Origin of the sequence: Oricola sp. (assembly GCF_022763245.1) — a bacterium.
Classification (GTDB): Bacteria; Pseudomonadota; Alphaproteobacteria; order Rhizobiales; family Rhizobiaceae; genus Oricola.
In genome coordinates, this window is sequence record NZ_JALEGV010000014.1 from 51,327 (window position 1) to 71,033 (window position 19,707).

Below are 19,707 nucleotides of genomic sequence, written 5' to 3' on the forward strand. Positions count from 1 at the left end.
ACTTATTCGGCGGCCAGCGCGAAAGCCGGTTTGGCGCGCAGTTTTTCGCCGTCATGGCCGTCGATGACGACCGGCACGATCTCGCCCGGCGCGGCGTCGCAGCCTGCGATCTCGACCAGCGAGAAGTCGGCGGTGCGGCCGAGGGCGTCGCGCTCGATCAGCACCTCCTGGCGGGTACCGACGAGGCCCTGCATGTGGCGCGTCCAGGCGGCGTCGGCGACCTCGCGCAGGCGACGGGCGCGCTCCTTGACGACGGAACGCGGCAGTTGCGGCATGCGCGCCGCCGGGGTGCCTTCGCGCGGCGAGAAGGGGAAGACATGGCAATGCGCCAGCCCGCATTCCTCGATGACGGCCAGCGAATTGTCGAAATGCGCCTCCGTCTCGGTCGGGAAGCCGGCGATGATGTCGGCGCCGAAGGCGGCGTCCGGGCGCAGGCGGCGCACGTCCTCGCAAAAGCGGATCGAATCCTCGCGCGCATGGCGTCGCTTCATCCGCTTCAGGATCAGGTTGTCGCCATGCTGCAGCGACAGGTGGAAATGCGGCATCAGCCGCGGCTGGGTGGCGATCGCGTCCATCAGATCGTCATCGGCCTCGATGGAATCGATGGAGGACAGCCGCAGCCGGTCGAGCTCCGGCACGTCGCGCAGGATCGACCGCACCAGCCGGCCGAGCGTCGGCTTGCCCGGCAGGTCCGGCCCGTAGCTGGTCAGGTCCACGCCGGTCAGCACCACTTCGCGGTAGCCGTTTTCGGCCAGCCGCTTCACCTGGTCGACCGCCGCGCCCATCGGCACGGAGCGCGAATTACCGCGGCCATAGGGGATGATGCAGAAGGTGCAGCGGTGGTCGCAGCCGTTCTGCACCTGCACGAAGGCGCGGGCGCGGCCCTCGATGGCGTCGACCATGTGCGACGCCGTCTCGGTGACCTCGAAGATGTCGTTGACGCGCACCTTCTCGAACTGGTTGACGCCGAATTCCGGCAGGGCGCGGTAGCTCTGGGCCTTCAGCTTGTCGTCATTGCCGATGACGAGATCGACTTCCTCCATCTCGCCGAAGGCGCCGGGCTCGGTCTGGGCCGCGCAGCCGGTGACGATGATGCGGGCGCCGGGGTTCTCGCGGCGCGCCTTGCGGATCGCCTGTCGCGCCTGGCGGACGGCCTCGCCGGTGACCGCGCAGGTGTTGAAGACGATCGCGCCGCCCTCGACCTCGCCAAGGCCGGCTGCCTCCGTCTCGCGGCGCATGACCTCGGATTCATAGGTGTTGAGCCGGCATCCGAAGGTGACGATGTCGACGCCCATCAGCCGGCCTCCTGAGCGGCGGCGTCCTCGTCGCGCGTCCAGTCGCCGGTCTCGGGGTCGAGCCGGCCGGAGAATTCCCATTCGGCCGGGCCGGTCATGACGATCTTGTCGTCGGCGCGCCATTCCACCGTCAGGTCGCCGCCGGGCAGCGTTATCGTCGCCGCGCGGTCGGTCTTGTCCATGCGGGCGGCGCAGACCAGCGTCGCGCAGGCGGCGGAACCGCAGGCCTGGGTGATGCCCGCGCCGCGCTCCCAGGTGCGGATGACGACGTGGTCGCGCGCCTTGACCTGCGCGATCGTGATGTTGGCCTTTTCGGGAAAGATCGGATGGTTTTCCAGAAGCGGGCCGAAGCGCTCCAGGTCGTAGGACCAGACGTCCTGGTCGACCCAGAAGACGGCGTGCGGATTGCCGATATTGGCGACCGACGGCGTGTGCAGCACCGGCGCGTCGATCGGGCCGATCTGCAGTTCGATGCCGGTCGTGTCGGCGAATTCCTCTTCCAGCGGGATCTGGTCCCAGGCAAAGCGCGGCCGGCCCATGTCGACGGAGATCGAGCCGTCCGCGTGTTCTTCGGCATTGAGGATGCCGGCCACCGTCTGGAAGGTGAAGGCCGGCTTGCCGGTTTCCGCCGACAGCGCCTGCACCACGCAGCGCGTGCCGTTGCCGCAGGCCTGCGCGCCGGAGCCGTCGGAATTGAGGATCTCGATATAGTTGTCGGTGCCGTCGAGCCGCGGATCGTGGACCGCCATGATCTGGTCGAACCGGGTCGCCGGATCGGCGTTGAGCGTGATGGCGGCCGCGGGCGCAATCCGGTCGTCGCGGCCGCGCATGTCGGCCACGATGATCAGGTTTCCAAGCCCGTTCATTTTCGCAAACGGAACGTCGAGCGCCATTTTGTCCGGTTTCCTTCGAATGTCGTCACCATATGGCGGATCGGGGTGCAAATTGCCAGTGTCAGCAGGTTTCGGCTTGCGGCTTGCCCTGCGACCGGCTTGCGGTCCAGTCTCGCATGCCGATTCCCAACATTGCGTGACCATGCCCGCCACTCTTCCCAACAAGACCGCCCGCCGCGCCTTCCTCGCCCTGCAGGGGCTTTGCGAGCCGCCGCATCGCGGCCAGTCGAAGGACGATCTCCTGGAGACGGTGCGCCGGCTGGGCTTCGTGCAGGTGGATTCGATCAACACCGTCGCCCGCGCGCATCACATGATCCTGTTTTCGCGCAACGCCACCTATCGCGAGAACCACCTGAAGACGCTGGTCGAGGCCGACCGGCATCTCTTCGAGAACTGGACGCATGACGCCTCGATCATCCCGTCGCAGTTCTTCTGCTTCTGGCGGCACCGCTTCGCCCGCGAGGAACAGCGCCTGCAGCAGCGCTACGAGGCCTGGCAGGGGTCGCCCTTCCTGCATGAATGCGACGGGATTCTCGAGCGGATCGCCCGCGACGGCCCGGTTATGACGCGCGATTTCGGGGGCGACAAGCCGTCGACCGGCTGGTGGGACTGGCACCCGTCCAAGACGGCGCTCGAATATCTCTGGCGCACAGGCAGGCTCGCCATCGCGCGGCGCGACGGGTTCCAGAAGGTCTACGATCTCGCCGAACGGGTGATCCCGGACGACTGCCATTGCGCCGAGGTGGAGCATCACGACTTCGTCGACTGGGCCTGCCGGTCGGCGCTGCAACGGCTCGGCTTCGCCACAAGGGGCGAGATCGCCGCCTTCTGGGACCTCCTGAAGCCCGACGAGGTGGCCGCCTGGCTGGCGGAGCATGCCGACGAACTCGAGACCGTGCTGATCGAGACCGCCGACGGCTCGAAGCCGCGCGCCTGCCTGCGGTTCCGGGACTATCCCGCGTTTCTGGACGAGGCGCCGGAACCGCCCGGCCGGATTCGCATCCTCAGCCCCTTCGACCCGGCGCTGCGCGACCGCGCGCGCGCCGAACGCCTCTTCGGCTTCCACTACCGCATCGAGATCTTCGTGCCGGAGCCGAAGCGCGTCTACGGCTACTACGTCTTCCCGGTGCTGCGCGGCGACCGCATCGTCGGCCGCATCGACATGAAGGCGGACCGCAACGCGGATGCGCTGACGGTCCGCAGGTTCTGGCCGGAAAAGGGCATAAGGCTTTCGAAGGCGTTCCTGACGGACCTCGAGGCGGAACTGGACCGGATGCGGCGGTTCGCGGGGGTCACCGGCATGGCTTATGCCGGCGACTGGCTTGTCACATCCTAGTCGGTCGCAGGATCTCCCCACCTAGGCGGCACTCCGGCTTCGCCTTCAGCCCGCGGGCTCCTACTACCTCCGCGCCGCACATCACGATCCGCCGGCCATTCGCTTTTCGGAACGATTGGTCATGCGCTTGGTCGGGCAGAGCAGCAAGGCCGAGGAAAGTCCCGGCATATCGTTGCGTGACCTCGAATATCCGTTCCTTCTGGGTTTTCGACAGGTGGTCTCCTGCGCGGTATCCCAGCGAGTCGTTGGGATCGTAGAACGCCACAATGCGGGATTCTTCCCTGCGGTCTTCAGTGACGCAGCGGGGTTGCGTTTTCCTGAGACGTTCCTCGGCCTTGTCTGTCTGAGCCGGGCTCCTGGTTATCTCGTCGAGGAAGTCGAAGCCTTGGGGTCCGTCGCCCGCATTGCCGGACCGATCGATCTTCAGTCCGGCGATCGCGATAAGTGGCAACTGGTTGGCCGACATGTAAATGAGAGGTCCCGTTCGGGCGATGCATTGCCCGATCTGGCCTGCGAAATTTTCCGGGGTGTGCGCAAGAAGCGCTAGCGGCCCTTCTCCCGTTTCATCGTCGGACAGGGCATCGAAAAGCATCCTGCTACCGAGGCTCTTTGAAAGCAGGACGATGCGCCTTCCAACGATGGCGTCATCGATCTGGTCTTGAATCCCCCGGCAAGGCGCGGCCTGCGCGGTGGCAGGGACTTCGCCGTTGAGGTGACGGATCATGAGACACAGAGCATTGCGTGTTCCCTCCCGCACGATCATGCCGAATGTGCCGGCATAAAGCGCCGCATCGGTAAGACCCTCGTTGAGAACGACCCGTTTGATGGTCCTGTTAAGCGGGGCTCGCTCGCGCTCATACGGACCGGACAGGTCGTGATGAACGAAGGGAGCCTGCAGTTCGTTTGCGTCGCCGTGCCACCAGTAGGCGTAATATCTGATCTTCAGCGGCGTGCTGCGTCCGACGACGCCGGTCTCGATCTCGCGATAGGTCAGCGTCCCGAACCGGTCGAATGAACGCGCGACCGGTTGCTCGGCCTCGGCCTTTTCGGCGACAAGCGCATCGAGGGAAAATGCCTTCCCGCCATTCGCACATTCCTTGCCGATCGGCCGCGTGCTCGAACGGTCGTGAAACCCCTCGCTGTCCACCCTTACGGTGTCATTGAGGCAAACCGGCATCGTACGTCCGCTGGCGAGACAGGCAATATCGTGCTGCCGGGAATCCTCTCCCGTTTTCGACGCGGGCGTTTCCGTGCCCTTCTCGCCAGCGAGCATTCGGGCGATCGTCTCGCTGTAACATGCCGGCGTTTTTCCCATGCCGTGAATGCTGAAGACGATGATGGAGTCGTCGCTCTCGTCGGCGTAATGGAGAATGCCGGGCGTCGGCTCCGCGCGCGTGTCGGATCCATACAGGCCGAGATCGTCAAAGCCGAGGCGCGGGCTGGTGCAGGCGCTCATCAGCAACAGCGCGGGAAGTGCCGCTAAAGACAGTCGAACAAGGGTCGATCCGGGCATGTTCGGACGCCTCTTTGCTTCTTATGACTTAACTATCACACAATCAGCATCGCCTCGACAAGATCGATCAACTGAGTTTTATTGAATTTTTACTTGGTGGAGACCAGAAGGCGAGAAAACTTGGCCAGCATTGAAAAAGGCACTCGCGCGCAAAGCCGACCGGCGGGATGGGATGATCGCCCGCGCGCGAGGTTCTTGTGCGTTGACCTACGCCACCGCCTGCGCGCGCCGATATTCGCGGAACGAGATCATGCGGTTCTGGGTCTCGTCCCAGAGCGCAAGCGGGATCGTCTTGAGGCTGTCGAGGAGCGTCATGCGGTTGATGTCGCGCAGTTCGGGATGGTCGCGCAGCACGCGGCCGAGCCGGTAGAAGGGAATGCGCGCCGACAGGTGGTGGACGTGGTGCACGCCGATATTGGCGGTGAACCAGCGCAGCGGCTGCGGCAGGTCGTAATGCGACGAGCCGTGCAGGGCCGCGTGCTGGCGCTGCCAGGCGGGCAGGCGCTCCCAGGTCGTCTCCTCGAACTGGTGCTGCACGAAGAACAGCCAGACGCCGGCGGTCGCGGCGATGAGGGTGATCGGCAGCTGCACGAGGAGGAAGACCTTCCAGCCGACCAGCCAGATCAGCGCCGCCACCAGGGCGGCGAGCGCCAGATTGGTGCCCATGGTGGAGATCCAAGGCTGCCAGCCGCGGCGCATCATGCCGGAGGGCAGGCGATGGTCGAGGATGAAGAGAAAGGCCGGGCCGATGCCGAACAGCACCAGCGGGTGGCGGTAGAGCCGGTATTTGAACCGCTTCCACGGCGAAAGCGCGTTGTATTCCTCGACCGTCAGCGTGGCGATCTCGCCGAAACCGCGATGATCGAGGCAGCCCGATCCGGCGTGGTGCAGCGCATGGGTGCGCTTCCAGACGGAATAGGGCGTCAGCGTCATCACGCCGACGGTCCGGCCGACCCAGTCATTGGCATGGCTGCTTCGAAAGCAGGCCCCGTGGCCGCAATCGTGCTGGATCATGAAGAGCCGGACGAGAAAGCCCGCCGCCGGGATCGTCAGGGCCAGACCGATCCAGTAGCCGTTGGAGAGCAGCACCGCCGTGGCCGCCCAGAGCAGCGCGAAGGGCAACAGCGAGATCGCGAATTCGACCGCGCCCCGCGTGTTGGAGGGCTGGCTGTAGGTGGCGATGGTCTTCGCCCAGGCGCGCGCGTCCCGTGGAGCGGCGCCGGCTGCGGCTTCGGTGTGTGACAAGCGATATGGCCCCTTTTTTCTGATCATGCCGATCGGAAGCGCCGATGGCTACGCTTCCAGGCAACGCAGATGGGGGATTTCGCCCGCCGTTACCAGCTTTTTCGCGCGATGCGGGAGGTCGGCGCGGCAACAAGACGCGATCAGGGGATGTCCCAGGCTTCCCCGGGGCGCAGCGGCCTGAAGGTTTCGGGCGCGACGCCGTGTTTGGCGAGCGCCTGCTCCAGCGCCGTCAGCGGTTCCTCGATGCCCTCGTCGGTCAGGTTGAAGGTGCCCCAGTGATGGCCGGCGGTGTGCGCCGCGCCGCACAGCTTGTGGCCGCGCACCGCCTCGTCCGGGTTCTGGTGCTGCGGCGTCATGAACCAGCGCGGCTCATAGGCGCCGATCGGCAGGATGGCGAGACGAAAGGGGCCGTGCTTGTCGGCGGCCGCGCGGTAGTTGATCCCGTCGTGAAAGCCGGTGTCGCCGACATGGTAGACCTTGCCGCCCGGCGCCTCGATGACGAACCCCGCCCACAGCGCCATGCGCCGGTCGGACCCGCCGCGCGCCGACCAGTGATGCACCGGCTCGAAATGCGCGGTGACCTCGGGCGACAGGGAAACCGTGTCGCCCCAGTCGCCGGTGACGATGCGCTGCGCGTCCACCGCGCCTTTGATGATCGCGTCGTTGCCGAGCGGCGTGACGAAAAGCGGGTCGTGCTCCGCCGCCAGACGCGCCAGGGCCGCAAGATCGAGATGGTCGTAATGGTTGTGGCTGACGAGGACGGCGTCGATCGGCGGCAGGCTGGCGAAGCGGATGCCCGGCGGATTGCGCCGTTTGGGGCCGAACCATCGAAGCGGGCTGGCGCGCTCGGCGAAGACCGGATCGAAGAGGATGTTCATGCCGGCCGTCTGCAGCAGCAGGCTCGCATGGCCGATCATGGTGACGCGCAGCCCCGCGCCCTCGACGCGTTCGTCGGGGCGATGGTCGTCATGCGGGCTCGGATAGCGGTCCGGCCAGGCGATCTTTCCCGATCCGAACTGCCAACGGAGCAGGGACTTCAATCCCGGCGGGGGCGTGCCGCCGGGATTGAAGAAGATCGTGCCGTCGAAATGATCGGAGACCGGGCCATCGTAATAGGGATTGGGACGGCCGGAGCGGCGCGGCGGGCGAGGGGTGCGCTGGTTCATGCGGGCAAAGTGGGACGCGGCGGCCTGATTGCAAGCGTCTCGGCGCGCCGCCTGCGCGTGCCGCCGGGGCGCAAACCTTGACTCATGCCCGCTTTTCCGCCATAGCCCCGGCCGACTAGCGACGAGTTGAAACTCCGAGCCACCGACCGGGACCCGTAGAGGTATAAAGAGTTCCCGGAGGTCAACACCCGGCAGCGCGATGCGCCCCCGGGTGCTTTTTGGCTTTGGGCTTTCGATCCGCGCTCATGACACCTACCTTCCGGTCTGACCCGGAAGTGGAGAGAAACATGTTTGAATCGCTTCAGGACCGCCTCGGTTCGATCCTGAGTAACCTGACCGGACGCGGCGCCCTGTCGGACAAGGACGTGTCCGCGGCGCTGCGCGAAGTGCGCCGAGCGCTCATCGAGGCCGACGTGGCGCTGGAAGTCGTGCGCGGCTTCGTCGAGCGGGTGCGCGAAAAGGCGGTCGGCGCGGAAGTCCTGAAGAGCGTCAAGCCCGGCCAGATGGTCGTCAAGATCGTCCATGACGAGCTGGTGGAGACGTTGGGCTCCGAAGGCGCGACGATCGACCTGAACGCGCCGGCGCCCGTCGTCATCATGATGGCCGGCCTGCAGGGCTCGGGCAAGACGACGACGACCGGCAAGATCGCCAAGCGGCTGACGGAAAAGCAGGGCAAGAAGGTCCTGATGGCCTCGCTCGACACGCGCCGTCCGGCCGCGCAGGAGCAGTTGAAGCAGCTCGGCGAGCAGACCGGCATCGCCACCCTGCCGATCATCGCCGGACAGTCGCCGGTCGACATCGCCAGGCGCGCCGTGCAGGCGGGCAAGCTCGGCGGCCATGACGTGGTCATCCTCGACACCGCCGGCCGCACCCATATCGACGAGCCGCTGATGGTCGAAATGGCGGATGTGGCGAAAGCCTCCAATCCGCACGAGACGCTGCTGGTCGCCGACTCGCTGACCGGTCAGGACGCCGTCAACCTCGCCAAGAGCTTCGACGAGCGCATCGCGCTGACCGGCATCGTCCTGACCCGCATGGACGGCGACGGCCGCGGCGGCGCGGCGCTTTCCATGCGCGCCGTCACCGGCAAGCCGATCAAGCTGATCGGTACCGGCGAGAAAATGGACGCGCTGGAGGAGTTCCATCCCAGCCGCATCGCCGACCGCATCCTCGGCATGGGCGACATCGTCTCGCTGGTCGAGAAGGCCGCCGAAACCATCGACGCGGAAAAGGCCGCGGCGATGGCCAAGAAGATGCAGGAAGGCAAGTTCGACCTCAACGATCTCGCCGACCAGCTTCGCCAGATGAAGAAGATGGGCGGCATGGGCGGCATCATGGGCATGATGCCGGGCATGGGGAAGATGAAGGACCAGATGGCCGCGGCCGGTCTCGACGACAAGATCTTCGACCGCCAGATCGCCATCATCCAGTCGATGACGCCGAAGGAGCGCTCCAGCCCGGACCTTCTGAAGCACAGCCGCAAGAAGCGCATCGCGGCCGGTTCCGGCACGTCCGCGGCCGACATCAACAAGCTTCTGAAGATGCACCGCCAGATGGCCGACATGATGAAGTCCATGAAGGGCAAGAAGGGGCGCGGCCTGATGGGCAAGATGATGGGCGGGCTCGGCCTGCCCGGCGGCGGGATGCCCGGCGGCATGGGCGGCATGCCCGACCTGTCGAAGATGAGCCCGAAGGAACTCGAGGCGCTGCAGAAACAGGCCGAGGCGGCCGGTCTGGGCGGACCGGGCGGCCTTGGCGGCGGCATGCCGAAACTGCCCGGCCTCGGCGGTCCCGGCCTGCCGGGAATGGGCCTGCCCGGATTGCCGAAGAAGAAATAAGGGGAGGGGAAGAACCATGGCAGACACGGCGGACAAAGCGCAATCGGTGCTCAAGGACCTGCGTCGTTCGATCGACAATTTCGACGCGATCCTGATCCACACGCTCGCCGAGCGGTTCCGCTGCACGAAGGCCGTGGGCGAACTGAAGGCGACGCATGACCTGCCGCCGTCGGACCCGGACCGCGAGAAGCGGCAGATCGAGCGGCTGCGCCAACTGGCGAAAGACGCGGATCTCGATCCGGATTTCGCCGAGAAATTCCTCGCCTTCATCATTCGCGAGGTGATCCGCCATCACGAGGCGATCGCCGCGAAGACCGAGGATATCGCCGGTTAGGACCGGTGAAACGAACCAAGAGACGAAAGAACAGGCTGTTACAGGAGTAAATCATGGCACTGAAAATCCGTCTGGCCCGTGCGGGCTCCAAGAAGCGTCCCTACTACCACATCGTCGTTGCCGATGTGCGCAGCCCGCGCGACGGCCGCTTCATCGAACAGATCGGCGCGTGGAACCCGATGCTTCCCAAGGACGGCGAAGCCGCCCGCGTCACGCTGAAGGAAGACCGCGTCAAGCATTGGCTCGAAGTCGGCGCCCAGCCGACCGACCGCGTGCTGCGCTTCCTCGACGAAGCCGGTCTCGCCAAGCGCCCGGCGCGCAACAACCCGAACAAGGCGAAGCCGGGCAAGGCTGCCCAGGAACGCGTCGCGATGAAGCAGCAGAAGGAAGAGGAAGCCAAGGCTGCCGCCGAAGCTGCCGCAGCCGAAGCCGCAGAGGCACCGGCCGCAGAAGAGGCCGCAGCAGCGGAATAAGTCCGAGGACCGGCGAACGGGGCGTTCGATGTCGCTTCCCGCACTTCACGCCCTGTTCGATGTCCTTGCCTGGGCCGTCTCCGTGACGGCCCTTTTGCTTTTGCGCCGGACCTGGTTTCCGGCGCAGCCCGTGGCCGGACCCTTGCGCTTCGGCTATCTCGTCGCGGTTCTGTTCGGCGCGGGAACTGGGGCGTGGCTCTTCGGAACCCTCAATCTGTGGCTGTCCGGCATCGAGGGGCTCGGCCGCTCGATCGAGGGCGCGGTCTTCGGCGCCATCGCCGCAATCGAGATCTACAAGCGCGTCAACGGCATCACAGCGCGCACCGGGGCGATCTACGCGCTGCCGATGGCGCTCGGGATCGCCGTCGGGCGGATCGGATGCCTCTTGTCCGGGCTTGAGGACAACACCCACGGCATCGCGACCGGCGCGGACTGGGGCTGGGATTTCGGCGACGGTATTCTCCGACATCCGGTTCAGCTCTACGAGAGCCTTGCGATGGCAGGGTTCGCGGCCGCTTATCTCGTCATGGCGACGCGCGGTTCGACGCGGTGGAAACGCGACGGCTTCTATCATGCCGTCGGCTTTTACGCGGTGCAGCGCTTCGTGCTGGAATTCTGGAAGCCTTACGGAAGCGCAGTCGCGGGCCTTACGGTGTTCCAGCTGCTTTCCGTCGTGCTTCTCGCCTACGCCGTTGTCATGGTCTCCACGGCCGATCGGGCAGCAGCCGGCGAACAGCCCTGACGCGATTTCTTGTCGTCCGTGCGGAGACATGGTCTAGATTTGGCCAAACCTCTCCGACGAGGGTGCGGCGATGCACGACAGCGAAGACGAGACAGCGGTCAGACGATTCGGGTTCGGGCAGATCCTGCTCGGCATACTGGGGCTGCTGCTGCTTCTGCCCGGCGCGTGCGGGGTTTTCGTCATCGCCCTCATCGTGAACGATCCGAACGATCCTTTCGTCGAGATCGGCGTGGCGTTCTCCGTGCTCGGGCTTCTCGTCGGCGCCCTCGGCGTCTGGCTGCTGAGGCGGGTGATCCGCAACGCGCGAAGCGGACGGAGTTGACCCACACGCTCCCCTTCCCGAACCTTGCCGTTTACGAAAGGCATGAAATCGCCGACCATATCGGTGATCGGCCGAAGAGGGTTCGTTGATGGTCGCAAGGGTTTTGTTGGGCGTGCTCGGAGTACTTCTCCTCCTCCCGGGGGTCTGCAGCGTCGTCTTCATGGGCATGTTCGGGAATGACGGAGCCGGAATCCTCTGGCTGCTCTGGCTCGTCACTTTCGCCATAGGCTGGGGCGGGTTCGTCCTGCTGCGCAAGGCCTGGCGGGGGTAGGCATGAACGCGCCGTTGCGCAAGTCGCGCCCCTATCTGTTCCATGGCCAGACCCAGTCGCTCTGCGAGACCTGCCTGAAGCTGGTGCCCGCCAAGATCCTGATCGACGGCGACGACGTCTGGTACCAGAAGCGCTGCCGCGAGCACGGCGTGCAGATGACGAAGATCTCGTCGGATGCCGCCTACTACAAGGCGGAACTCTCCTTCCTGAAGCCCGGCGACCGGCCGCTGGACGTGCAGACGCGGACGGATTTCGGCTGCCCCTGGGATTGCGGCCTCTGCCCCGATCACGAGCAGCATTCATGCCTTGCGATCATCGAGGTCAACGAGGCCTGCAACCTGACCTGCCCGGTCTGTTTTGCCGGCTCATCGCAACAGGCGACGAAGCAGCTCGACCTGGCCACGATCGGCCGGATGATGGATGCGCTGGTCGCCAGCGAGGGCGAGCCGGACCTCCTGCAGCTTTCCGGCGGCGAACCGACCATCCATCCGGACATCCTGACGATCGTCGACATGGCGCGCGAGCGGCCGATCCGCCATCTGATGATCAACACCAACGGGCTGCGCATCGCCTCCGATCCGAAATTCGCCGACGCGCTGGCGGAGCGGCGCAGGGGACTGGAGATCTATCTGCAGTTCGATTCTCTGAAGCCCGAGGCCCTTAGAGAGCTGCGCGGCGCGGATCTGTCCAAGGTCAGGCGCAATGCGCTCGAGGCATTAGAGGCGCGCGGCATCTCCACCACGCTGGTCTGCACAGTGAAGAAGGGCGTCAATGACGACGAGATGGGCGACATCATCGCGCATGCCCTGAGATATCGCTGCGTGCGCGGCGTCACCTTCCAGCCGATCCAGGATACCGGGCGCAATCTCGGCTTCGAAGCGAAGACCGACCGGGTCCTGCTGACCGACATCCGCCGGCGGATTGTCGAAGACAGCGGGATCTTCGGCGAGGCGGACATGATCCCGCTGCCCTGCAACCCGACCGCGATCTGCATCGGCTACGGCTTGCGCAACGGCGAGCAGGTCATCCCGGTGACCGCGATGATCCCGAAGGACGAACTGGTCGCCGAATTGCCGAACGCCGTGACCTTCGAGCGCTATCCGATGCTGCGGGAGCGGATCTTCGACCTGTTTTCGCTGTCGACCATCGAGCCCAATGCGGCGCAGCGCTTCGGCGACCTCCTGTGCTGCCTGCCGCAGGTGGCCGTGCCGGAGGGGCTCGGATATGAAAACGTCTTCCGCGTCGTCATTTCCAACTTCATGGACCGGTTCGATTTCTGTGTCGGGAACGTCAAGCGCTCCTGCGTCCACTTCGTCACGCCGGCCGGCCAGATCATCCCTTTCGAGACCTACAACCTGTTCTATCGCAATGGCGAGATCGAGCGGATGCGCGGCGTCGGCTGAGGCGGGCCGGGCGAAGCCGCGAACCGTCATCATCCGGTTACGAAAATTTCACGGAACCGAGAAAGGCCTGCCATGAAAGATGACGATGTGTCCGGTCGGCGCGGAGTGCGCCTTGTCCAGGAGACCCCAACATGACGAAACTGACCCATCTGTCCCGCCGCGGCTTCATGGCGGGCGCCGGCGCGACGGCCCTTGTCGCCGGTTCCGGCCTCGCCCTTCCGTCCTATTTGCGCGCCAACCAGCGCCCGATCTTCTCGCACGGCGTCCAGTCGGGTGACGTGGACGCGTCTTCCGGCGTCATCTGGACGCGCACCGACCGCCCGGCCAAGGTGATGTTCGAGGTCGCCACCACCGAGAGCTTCAAGGACGCGCGCAAGCTCGCCGCGCTCGACGCGCTGCCGACCAGCGATTTCGCGGTCAAGCGCCTGCTCCAGGACCTGCCGTCCGACCAGGACGTCTTCTACCGCATGACCGCCGTCGACCTTTCCGACGCGAACGCCGTCTCCGAGCCGGTCACCGGCCGCTTCCGCACCGCGCCGATGTCGAAGCGCTCGGTCAAGTTCGCCTGGTCGGGCGACACCGCCGGCCAGGGCTGGGGCATCGACGACGAGGGCATGCTGACCTACGCGACCATGGCGAAGCACGCGCCCGACTTCTTCATCCATTCCGGCGACACGATCTACGCCGACGGCCCGATGGCCGACGAGGTCGAGTTCAAGGACGGCACCAAGTGGGTCAACACGGTGCTGATCGACGAGAAGCGCAAGGTCGCCGAGACGCTGGACGAGTTCCGCGGCCAGTGGAAATACAACATGATGGACGCCCATGTGCGCGCCCTGTCGGAAATCTGCCCGACCTTCTACCAGTGGGACGACCACGAGGTCTGCAACAACTGGTCCTCGTCGAAGGACCTCTCCGGCGACGACCGCTACACCGAGAAATCCGTCGACCTGCTGCGCGCACGCGCCGGCCGCGCCTTCCACGAGATGAGCCCGATCCGCTACACGCCGGCCGAGCCGGGCCGCGTCTACCGCAAGATCGCCTACGGTCCGATGCTGGACGTGTTCTTCCTCGACCTGCGCTCCTATCGCGGCCCGAACGGTCCGGCGATGGAAACCGAGATGACGCCGGAAAGCCGCATTCTCGGCGCCGAGCAGGTGGCGTGGCTGAAGCGCGAGCTGACCAATTCGAAAGCCACCTGGAAAGTCATCGCCTGCGACATGCCGATCGGCCTGATCGTCTGGGACAACTGGGCCGAACAGGCCGGCGCGGAGGCGATCGCCAATGGCGACAACGGTCCGGCCAAGGGCCGCGAACTGGAAATCGCCGACCTGCTGCGCTTCATCAAGACCGCCGGCGTGACCAACACGGTCTGGTTCACCGCCGACGTCCACTACACCGCGGCGCATTACTACAATCCGGACAAGGCGCAGTTCCAGGATTTCGATCCTTTCTGGGAATTCGTCTCCGGTCCGCTGCATGCCGGCACCTTCGGCCCGAACGGCCTCGACATGACGTTCGGCCCGGAAGTGAAGTTCGTGAAGGCACCGACCGCCGAGCAGGGCGCCAACCTGCCGCCCTCGGCGGGTCTGCAGTTCTTCGGCCTCGTCGACATCGACGGCGCGACGGAACAGATGACCGTGCGTCTGATGGACCGCGCCGACACTGAACTCTATGCGGTCACGCTGGATCCGGTGCGCGCCGGCTGATTTCAGCGGACCGAAGCGACAGTGAAAGCGGGCCTTCGGGCCCGCTTTTTTCGTCCTTTCGGTGTAAATCGCCACCCATCTGTTTCATTTCGGGACATCATCGCGGTATGGGTTGAGACGGGCCGGAATTCGGGGACGCGGGGTTCGTTAATGTTGTGTTTTCCTTATTTCGCCATTTTATTGACGAATTGAAGGGCGTATCAGCCGTCGGCGCGAGCCGGGGCAACAGGAGAAGATAATGCTGAAGTCTGCGCATGCCGCGGGTGTCTGTCTGTTTGTGGCGGCGATTGCCGTCAGCGGGTGTTCGACGGCCCGATTTGGCGGCTATCCACCCTATCAACAGCCGGCGCCGATTCAGGCCGCGCCCGCAGGAACGGTGACCGCCGGCCAGTTGCCGCCGCCGACTCAGCCTGGCGCAGACCCGAATGCGCAGGGCGCCTATCCGACCGCGCCGGGTGCCGAGACGGGCGTGCCGGGCGATCCGAACGCGGCCGGCTCCAGCATCCAGAACGTCGCGACAAACGGCCCGGTCACGCGTGAATCTCTGGTCGGCGCATGGAAGGTCACGACGGCCGGTTCGTCGTGCCAGATGTTCATGGCGTTGACCAAGTGGACCGGCGGTTTCCGCGCCGCCTCGCGCGGCTGCCCGGGTGACGCGGCCAACGTGTCCGCCTGGGACGTGCAGGGCCAGCAGGTCGTCCTGAGCGATTCCAACGGCAACAAGGTGGCGACACTGTTCCCGACGGGCAGCGGCTCGTTCAACGGGCAGACGACCACCGGGGCCGCAATCTCGCTGTCGCGCTAAGCGTTTCGGGCGCCGATGCCTGACCAGATGCAGCGGATAGACCTGGTGCGGGCGCGTTACGACGCGCTCGTCGCCGAGGGCAAGCTCGATCCCGATTCCGCGCAGGAAGCGCTCGCCAGCCGTTTCGACGCGCTGAACGAGCAGATCGGCTCGCTGCGGCTTGCCGCGAAATCCTCTTCGCTCGGCTGGCTGTTCGCGCGGCGCGCGCCCAAGCCCGAAACCGTCAAGGGTCTCTATGTCCACGGCCATGTCGGGCGTGGCAAGACCATGCTGATGGACTTCTTCTTCGCGGCCTGCCCGGCCAAGCGCAAGCGCCGCGCCCATTTCAACGATTTCATGGCGGACGTGCATGACCGCATCGCCGCCCACCGCGCCGCACTGAAGAACGGCGAGGTCAAGGGCGACGATCCGATCCCGCCGGTGGCGCGCGACATCGCCAAGCAATCGCGCGTCTTGTGCTTCGACGAGTTCTCGGTCACCGACATCGCGGACGCGATGATCCTGTCGCGCCTGTTCACCGCTCTGTTCGAGAACGGCGTCATCCTTGTGGCCACCTCCAACGTGGCGCCGGGCGACCTTTATCGCGATGGGCTCAATCGCGGCCTGTTCCTGCCGTTCATCGACGTCCTGCTCGCCCATACGCAAGTCATGAGCCTCGACGCCGATCGCGACTATCGCCTCGACCGGCTGGGGCGCTCGAAACTCTACGTCTCGCCGCTGGGCGTGGCGGCCGACGCGGCCATCGAAGAGGTCTGGACGCGGCTGACCGGCGGCGTGGCTGCGCATCGCGAACTGATCGAGGTGAAGGGCCACGAGATCGTCGTGCCGGCCGTCGTCATGGGTGCGGCCCGATTCTCTTTCCCCGACCTGTGCGAGAAGCCGCTCGGCGCGCGGGACTTCCTGGCGCTGGCGCGCAACTACCACACCATCTTCGTGGAGCGCGTGCCGATCATGCGCGAAGGCCGCCGCAACGAGGCGAAACGGTTCATCACCCTGGTCGACACGCTCTACGACAACCGCATCCGCCTCGTCGTCTCCGCGGAGGCGGAGCCGGACCAGCTCTATCAGGCGAAGACCGGCGTGGAGGTGTTCGAGTTCGACCGCACGGTCTCGCGGCTGATCGAGATGCGCTCGGAAGCCTGGGTGGCGCAGGCGGGCGAGGCCGGGTGAGCGCCCGCATCGCGACCGTGACGCTGGTCGTGCCGGATTACGATGCGGCCATCGGCTTCTATTGCGGCGCGCTCGGCTTTGATCTCCTCGAGGACACGCTGCTTTCGCAGGCCAAGCGCTGGGTGCGTGTCGCGCCGAAGGGCGGCGGGACGGCGCTGCTGCTGGCGCGGGCCGACGGGGCGGTGCAGGCGACCGCGATCGGCGCTCAGGCCGGCGGTCGCGTGGCGTTCTTTCTGGAAACCGACGATTTCGCCCGCGATCACAAAGCTTTCATGAGCGCCGGTGTAGAGTTCCTCGAGACGCCGCGCAGGGAGGCCTATGGCGTGGTCGCGGTCTTCGCGGATCCGTTCGGCAATCGCTGGGACCTGATCCAGCCGGGCGGCGGGGAAAGCGGTCAAATTAGCGGAATGTGAGAAACGGACGGCGCAAATTCTTACGTTTACGTAATTCCCGAGTTATATAACCGTTTGAATTCATTGATGACGAAAGTTTCGGTTGATTTTTTTCGCGGAAAGAGTCACGTCCCTTCGCGATAATTCCGGCCCGTGCGACCATGGGCCGCGCCTCGCAATCCGATTCACGGCATTCAACGGAAACAATCCAACATGGCACGCAACAAGATTGCACTCATCGGCTCCGGCATGATCGGCGGCACGCTCGCGCACCTGATCGGCCTGAAGGAACTGGGCGACGTCGTACTCTTCGACATCGCCGAAGGCATCCCGCAGGGCAAGGGTCTCGACATCGCCGAATCCTCCCCCGTCGACGGGTTCGACGCCGCCTATACCGGCGCGAATTCCTACGAGGCGATCAAGGACGCCGATGTCTGCATCGTGACGGCCGGCGTGCCGCGCAAGCCCGGCATGAGCCGCGACGACCTGCTCGGCATCAACCTGAAGGTGATGGAACAGGTCGGCGCCGGCATCGCCAAATACGCGCCGAACGCCTTCGTCATCTGCATCACCAACCCGCTGGACGCCATGGTGTGGGCGCTGCAGCAGTTCTCCGGCCTGCCGAAGACCAAGGTCGTGGGCATGGCCGGCGTGCTCGATTCGGCGCGCTTCCGCTACTTCCTCGCCGAGGAGTTCAAGGTGTCCGTCGAGGACGTCTCCGCGATGACGCTCGGCGGCCATGGCGACGACATGGTGCCGATGGTGCGCTACTCCACCGTCGCCGGCATTCCGCTGCCGGACCTCGTCAAGATGGGCTGGACGTCGAAGGAAAAGCTCGACGCGATCGTCGAGCGCACCCGCAAGGGCGGCGGCGAGATCGTCGGCCTGCTGAAGACCGGCTCGGCCTATTACGCGCCGGCCGCATCGGCCATCTCGATGGCTGAAGCCTATCTGAAGGACAAGAAGCGCGTGCTGCCCTGCGCGGCCTATCTCGACGGCCAGTACGGCGTCTCCGACATGTATGTCGGCGTTCCGACGATCATCGGCGCCGGCGGCGTCGAGCGCATCGTCGAGCTGGATTTCAGCAGCGCCGAGCAGAAGATGTTCGACAAGTCGGTCGAGGCGGTCGCCGGTCTTTGCGAAGCCTGCCGCGGTATCGCCCCGAACCTGAAATAAGTGCGCCCCTTCGGGGCCAAGGCATGAGGAATTGCCATGAACATCCATGAATACCAGGCCAAGCGGCTGCTGCACGAATACGGCGCACCGATCGCCGGCGGCGTGGCCGTCTACTCCGTCGAACAGGCGGAGGAATGGGCCAGCAAGCTTCCCGGGCCGCTCTACGTGGTCAAGAGCCAGATCCATGCCGGCGGTCGCGGCAAGGGCAAGTTCAAGGAACTCGGCGAAGACGCCAAGGGCGGCGTGCGGCTGGCCAAGTCGGTCGAGGAAGTCGTCGAGAACGCCAAGGAAATGCTCGGCAACACGCTGGTGACCAAGCAGACCGGCCCGGCCGGCAAGCAGGTCAACCGCCTCTATATCGAGGACGGCGCCGACATTGACCGCGAGCTCTACCTCTCCATCCTGGTCGACCGCACCGTCGGCCGCCCGGCCTTCGTCGTCTCGACCGAGGGCGGCATGGACATCGAGGCGGTCGCCGAGGAAACCCCGGACAAGATCTTCACCCTGCCGATCGATCCGGAGGAGGGCGTCACCGAAGCCGACGCCAAGAAGCTCAACAAGGCGCTGAAGCTGACCAAGGAAGCCGCCAAGGACGGGCTGAAGCTCTTCCCGATCCTCTACAAGGCCTTCGTCGAGAAGGACATGAGCCTGCTCGAGGTCAACCCGCTGATCGTCATGACCGACGGCCGCCTGCGCGTGCTCGACGCCAAGGTCTCCTTCGACGGCAACGCGCTGTTCCGCCACGACGACATCATGGCGCTTCGCGACAAGTCGGAAGAAGACGAGAAGGAAATCGAGGCGTCCAAATACGATCTCGCCTATGTGGCGCTCGACGGTGACATCGGCTGCATGGTCAACGGCGCGGGTCTCGCCATGGCGACGATGGACATCATCAAGCTCTACGGCAAGGAGCCGGCGAACTTCCTCGATGTCGGCGGCGGCGCTTCGAAGGAGAAGGTCACCGCGGCCTTCAAGATCATCACCGCAGACCCGAACGTCAAAGGCATCCTCGTCAACATCTTCGGCGGCATCATGCGTTGCGACGTCATCGCCGAGGGCGTGGTCGCGGCCGTCAAGGAAGTCGGGCTGAAGGTGCCGCTGGTCGTGCGCCTGGAAGGCACCAATGTCGAGCAGGGCAAGGCGATCATCAACGAGAGCGGCCTGAACGTCATCGCGGCCGACGATCTCGACGATGCCGCGCAGAAGATCGTGAAAGCGGTCGAGGAAGCCTGAGTGAACGCCAACGACCAGATCGTCGTCGTGACCGCCGTGGTTGTTGCCGCGGCGGCGGTGACGCTGTTCTGGTCGGGCAGGCGGGCTGCGGGGGGCGCATGGTTCCTGCGCCGCTTGCTGGCCGGCGCCGGGCTGCTCGTGGCGCTGACGGCGGTGTCGTCCTGGTGGCTGCACGGCGTGGCCGCCGCTGACGTCGCGGCCTGCGAGGCGGCCGGCAATTCCTATGACTGCGAGGACGCCTATCTGGTCGTTGTCATGGCTCTTCTGGCGGGCGGCCTGGCCGTCGTCCTGTTTGCCGCCGGCCTCACCGGCCTGCGCCTCGCCTCGGGGCTTCGGGCGCGAAAGGCTGTCGCATGATCACCGCAATTCTTCATCCACATCCGACTGAATT

General features: G+C 65.5%; 20 protein-coding genes. 15 read left to right on the forward strand and 5 right to left on the reverse strand.

Features of this window, described 5'->3' with window-relative positions; translation table 11 throughout:
* Positions 1-2 precede the first annotated feature (2 nt).
* Together mtaB and dapF are read right to left on the reverse strand one after the other, a co-directional pair.
* Positions 3-1,295, reverse strand: coding sequence for a tRNA (N(6)-L-threonylcarbamoyladenosine(37)-C(2))-methylthiotransferase MtaB (gene mtaB, locus MRY80_RS08005; RefSeq protein ID WP_293289814.1), 1,293 nt, complete (start codon positions 1,293-1,295; stop codon positions 3-5).
* Entirely contained in the window at positions 1,295-2,188 is an 894-nt protein-coding gene (dapF, locus tag MRY80_RS08010; protein ID WP_293289816.1) for a diaminopimelate epimerase, read from the reverse strand. The genes mtaB and dapF overlap by 1 nt, the downstream gene beginning before the upstream one ends.
* Before the next feature lie 142 nt (positions 2,189-2,330).
* Between dapF and MRY80_RS08015 the strand changes: the two genes are divergently transcribed.
* Positions 2,331-3,524 carry a winged helix-turn-helix domain-containing protein gene (locus MRY80_RS08015; protein ID WP_293289818.1) on the forward strand — a complete coding sequence of 398 codons (1,194 nt, stop codon included), beginning with the start codon at positions 2,331-2,333 and terminating at the stop codon, positions 3,522-3,524.
* Here the strand turns inward: MRY80_RS08015 and MRY80_RS08020 are convergent.
* The 3 genes from MRY80_RS08020 to MRY80_RS08030 all read right to left on the reverse strand — a co-directional run bounded on the left by MRY80_RS08020 (position 3,514) and on the right by MRY80_RS08030 (position 7,448).
* Positions 3,514-5,037 (reverse strand): hypothetical protein, encoded by a 1,524-nt coding sequence (locus tag MRY80_RS08020; RefSeq protein ID WP_293289820.1) that lies wholly within the window; start codon positions 5,035-5,037, stop codon positions 3,514-3,516. The two genes, MRY80_RS08015 and MRY80_RS08020, sit on opposite strands and share 11 nt — an antisense overlap.
* 207 nt (positions 5,038-5,244) lie before the next feature.
* Entirely contained in the window at positions 5,245-6,282 is a 1,038-nt protein-coding gene (locus MRY80_RS08025) for a fatty acid desaturase (RefSeq protein WP_293289822.1), read from the reverse strand.
* 140 nt (positions 6,283-6,422) lie between these two features.
* Positions 6,423-7,448 carry an MBL fold metallo-hydrolase gene (locus tag MRY80_RS08030; RefSeq protein ID WP_293289824.1) on the reverse strand — a complete coding sequence of 342 codons (1,026 nt, stop codon included), beginning with the start codon at positions 7,446-7,448 and terminating at the stop codon, positions 6,423-6,425.
* A 287-nt stretch (positions 7,449-7,735) separates the two neighbouring features.
* Here MRY80_RS08030 and ffh point away from each other — a divergent pair, with 287 nt between their 5' ends.
* The 14 genes from ffh (at position 7,736) to MRY80_RS08100 (ending at position 19,673) form a co-directional block, all read left to right on the forward strand.
* Positions 7,736-9,286: a signal recognition particle protein gene (gene ffh / locus MRY80_RS08035; protein WP_293289826.1), complete on the forward strand. Its 1,551-nt coding sequence runs from the start codon at positions 7,736-7,738 to the stop codon at positions 9,284-9,286.
* A gap of 16 nt (positions 9,287-9,302) precedes the next feature.
* A complete protein-coding gene (locus MRY80_RS08040; protein ID WP_293289828.1) occupies positions 9,303-9,620 on the forward strand; it encodes a chorismate mutase in 318 nt (105 codons plus the stop codon).
* Positions 9,621-9,673: 53 nt separating this feature from the next.
* Positions 9,674-10,093, forward strand: a complete 420-nt coding sequence (rpsP, locus tag MRY80_RS08045; protein ID WP_293289830.1) for a 30S ribosomal protein S16 — start codon at positions 9,674-9,676, stop codon at positions 10,091-10,093.
* Positions 10,094-10,121: 28 nt separating this feature from the next.
* Positions 10,122-10,835: a prolipoprotein diacylglyceryl transferase family protein gene (locus tag MRY80_RS08050; protein WP_293289832.1), complete on the forward strand. Its 714-nt coding sequence runs from the start codon at positions 10,122-10,124 to the stop codon at positions 10,833-10,835.
* A gap of 70 nt (positions 10,836-10,905) precedes the next feature.
* A complete protein-coding gene (locus tag MRY80_RS08055) occupies positions 10,906-11,157 on the forward strand; it encodes a hypothetical protein (RefSeq protein WP_293289834.1) in 252 nt (83 codons plus the stop codon).
* A gap of 112 nt (positions 11,158-11,269) precedes the next feature.
* A complete protein-coding gene (locus MRY80_RS08060) occupies positions 11,270-11,428 on the forward strand; it encodes a hypothetical protein (RefSeq protein ID WP_293289836.1) in 159 nt (52 codons plus the stop codon).
* A gap of 2 nt (positions 11,429-11,430) precedes the next feature.
* The gene (locus tag MRY80_RS08065; RefSeq protein ID WP_293289838.1) at positions 11,431-12,831 is read left to right on the forward strand and encodes a radical SAM protein; all 1,401 of its coding nucleotides are present in this window, start codon (positions 11,431-11,433) and stop codon (positions 12,829-12,831) included.
* 131 nt (positions 12,832-12,962) lie between these two features.
* The gene (locus MRY80_RS08070; RefSeq protein WP_293289840.1) at positions 12,963-14,540 is read left to right on the forward strand and encodes an alkaline phosphatase; all 1,578 of its coding nucleotides are present in this window, start codon (positions 12,963-12,965) and stop codon (positions 14,538-14,540) included.
* Positions 14,541-14,778: 238 nt separating this feature from the next.
* Positions 14,779-15,345 carry an AprI/Inh family metalloprotease inhibitor gene (locus tag MRY80_RS08075; RefSeq protein ID WP_293289842.1) on the forward strand — a complete coding sequence of 189 codons (567 nt, stop codon included), beginning with the start codon at positions 14,779-14,781 and terminating at the stop codon, positions 15,343-15,345.
* A gap of 27 nt (positions 15,346-15,372) precedes the next feature.
* A complete protein-coding gene (gene zapE / locus MRY80_RS08080; RefSeq protein WP_293289844.1) occupies positions 15,373-16,515 on the forward strand; it encodes a cell division protein ZapE in 1,143 nt (380 codons plus the stop codon).
* A complete protein-coding gene (locus MRY80_RS08085; RefSeq protein WP_293289846.1) occupies positions 16,512-16,928 on the forward strand; it encodes a VOC family protein in 417 nt (138 codons plus the stop codon). Before zapE ends, MRY80_RS08085 begins: the two co-directional genes overlap by 4 nt.
* Before the next feature lie 192 nt (positions 16,929-17,120).
* Complete coding sequence (mdh, locus tag MRY80_RS08090) at positions 17,121-18,083, forward strand: malate dehydrogenase (RefSeq protein WP_293289848.1); 963 nt, start codon at positions 17,121-17,123, stop codon at positions 18,081-18,083.
* A gap of 36 nt (positions 18,084-18,119) precedes the next feature.
* Entirely contained in the window at positions 18,120-19,316 is a 1,197-nt protein-coding gene (gene sucC, locus MRY80_RS08095; protein WP_293289850.1) for an ADP-forming succinate--CoA ligase subunit beta, read from the forward strand.
* A complete protein-coding gene (locus tag MRY80_RS08100) occupies positions 19,317-19,673 on the forward strand; it encodes a hypothetical protein (protein ID WP_293289852.1) in 357 nt (118 codons plus the stop codon).
* The last annotated feature ends 34 nt before the right edge of the window (positions 19,674-19,707 follow it).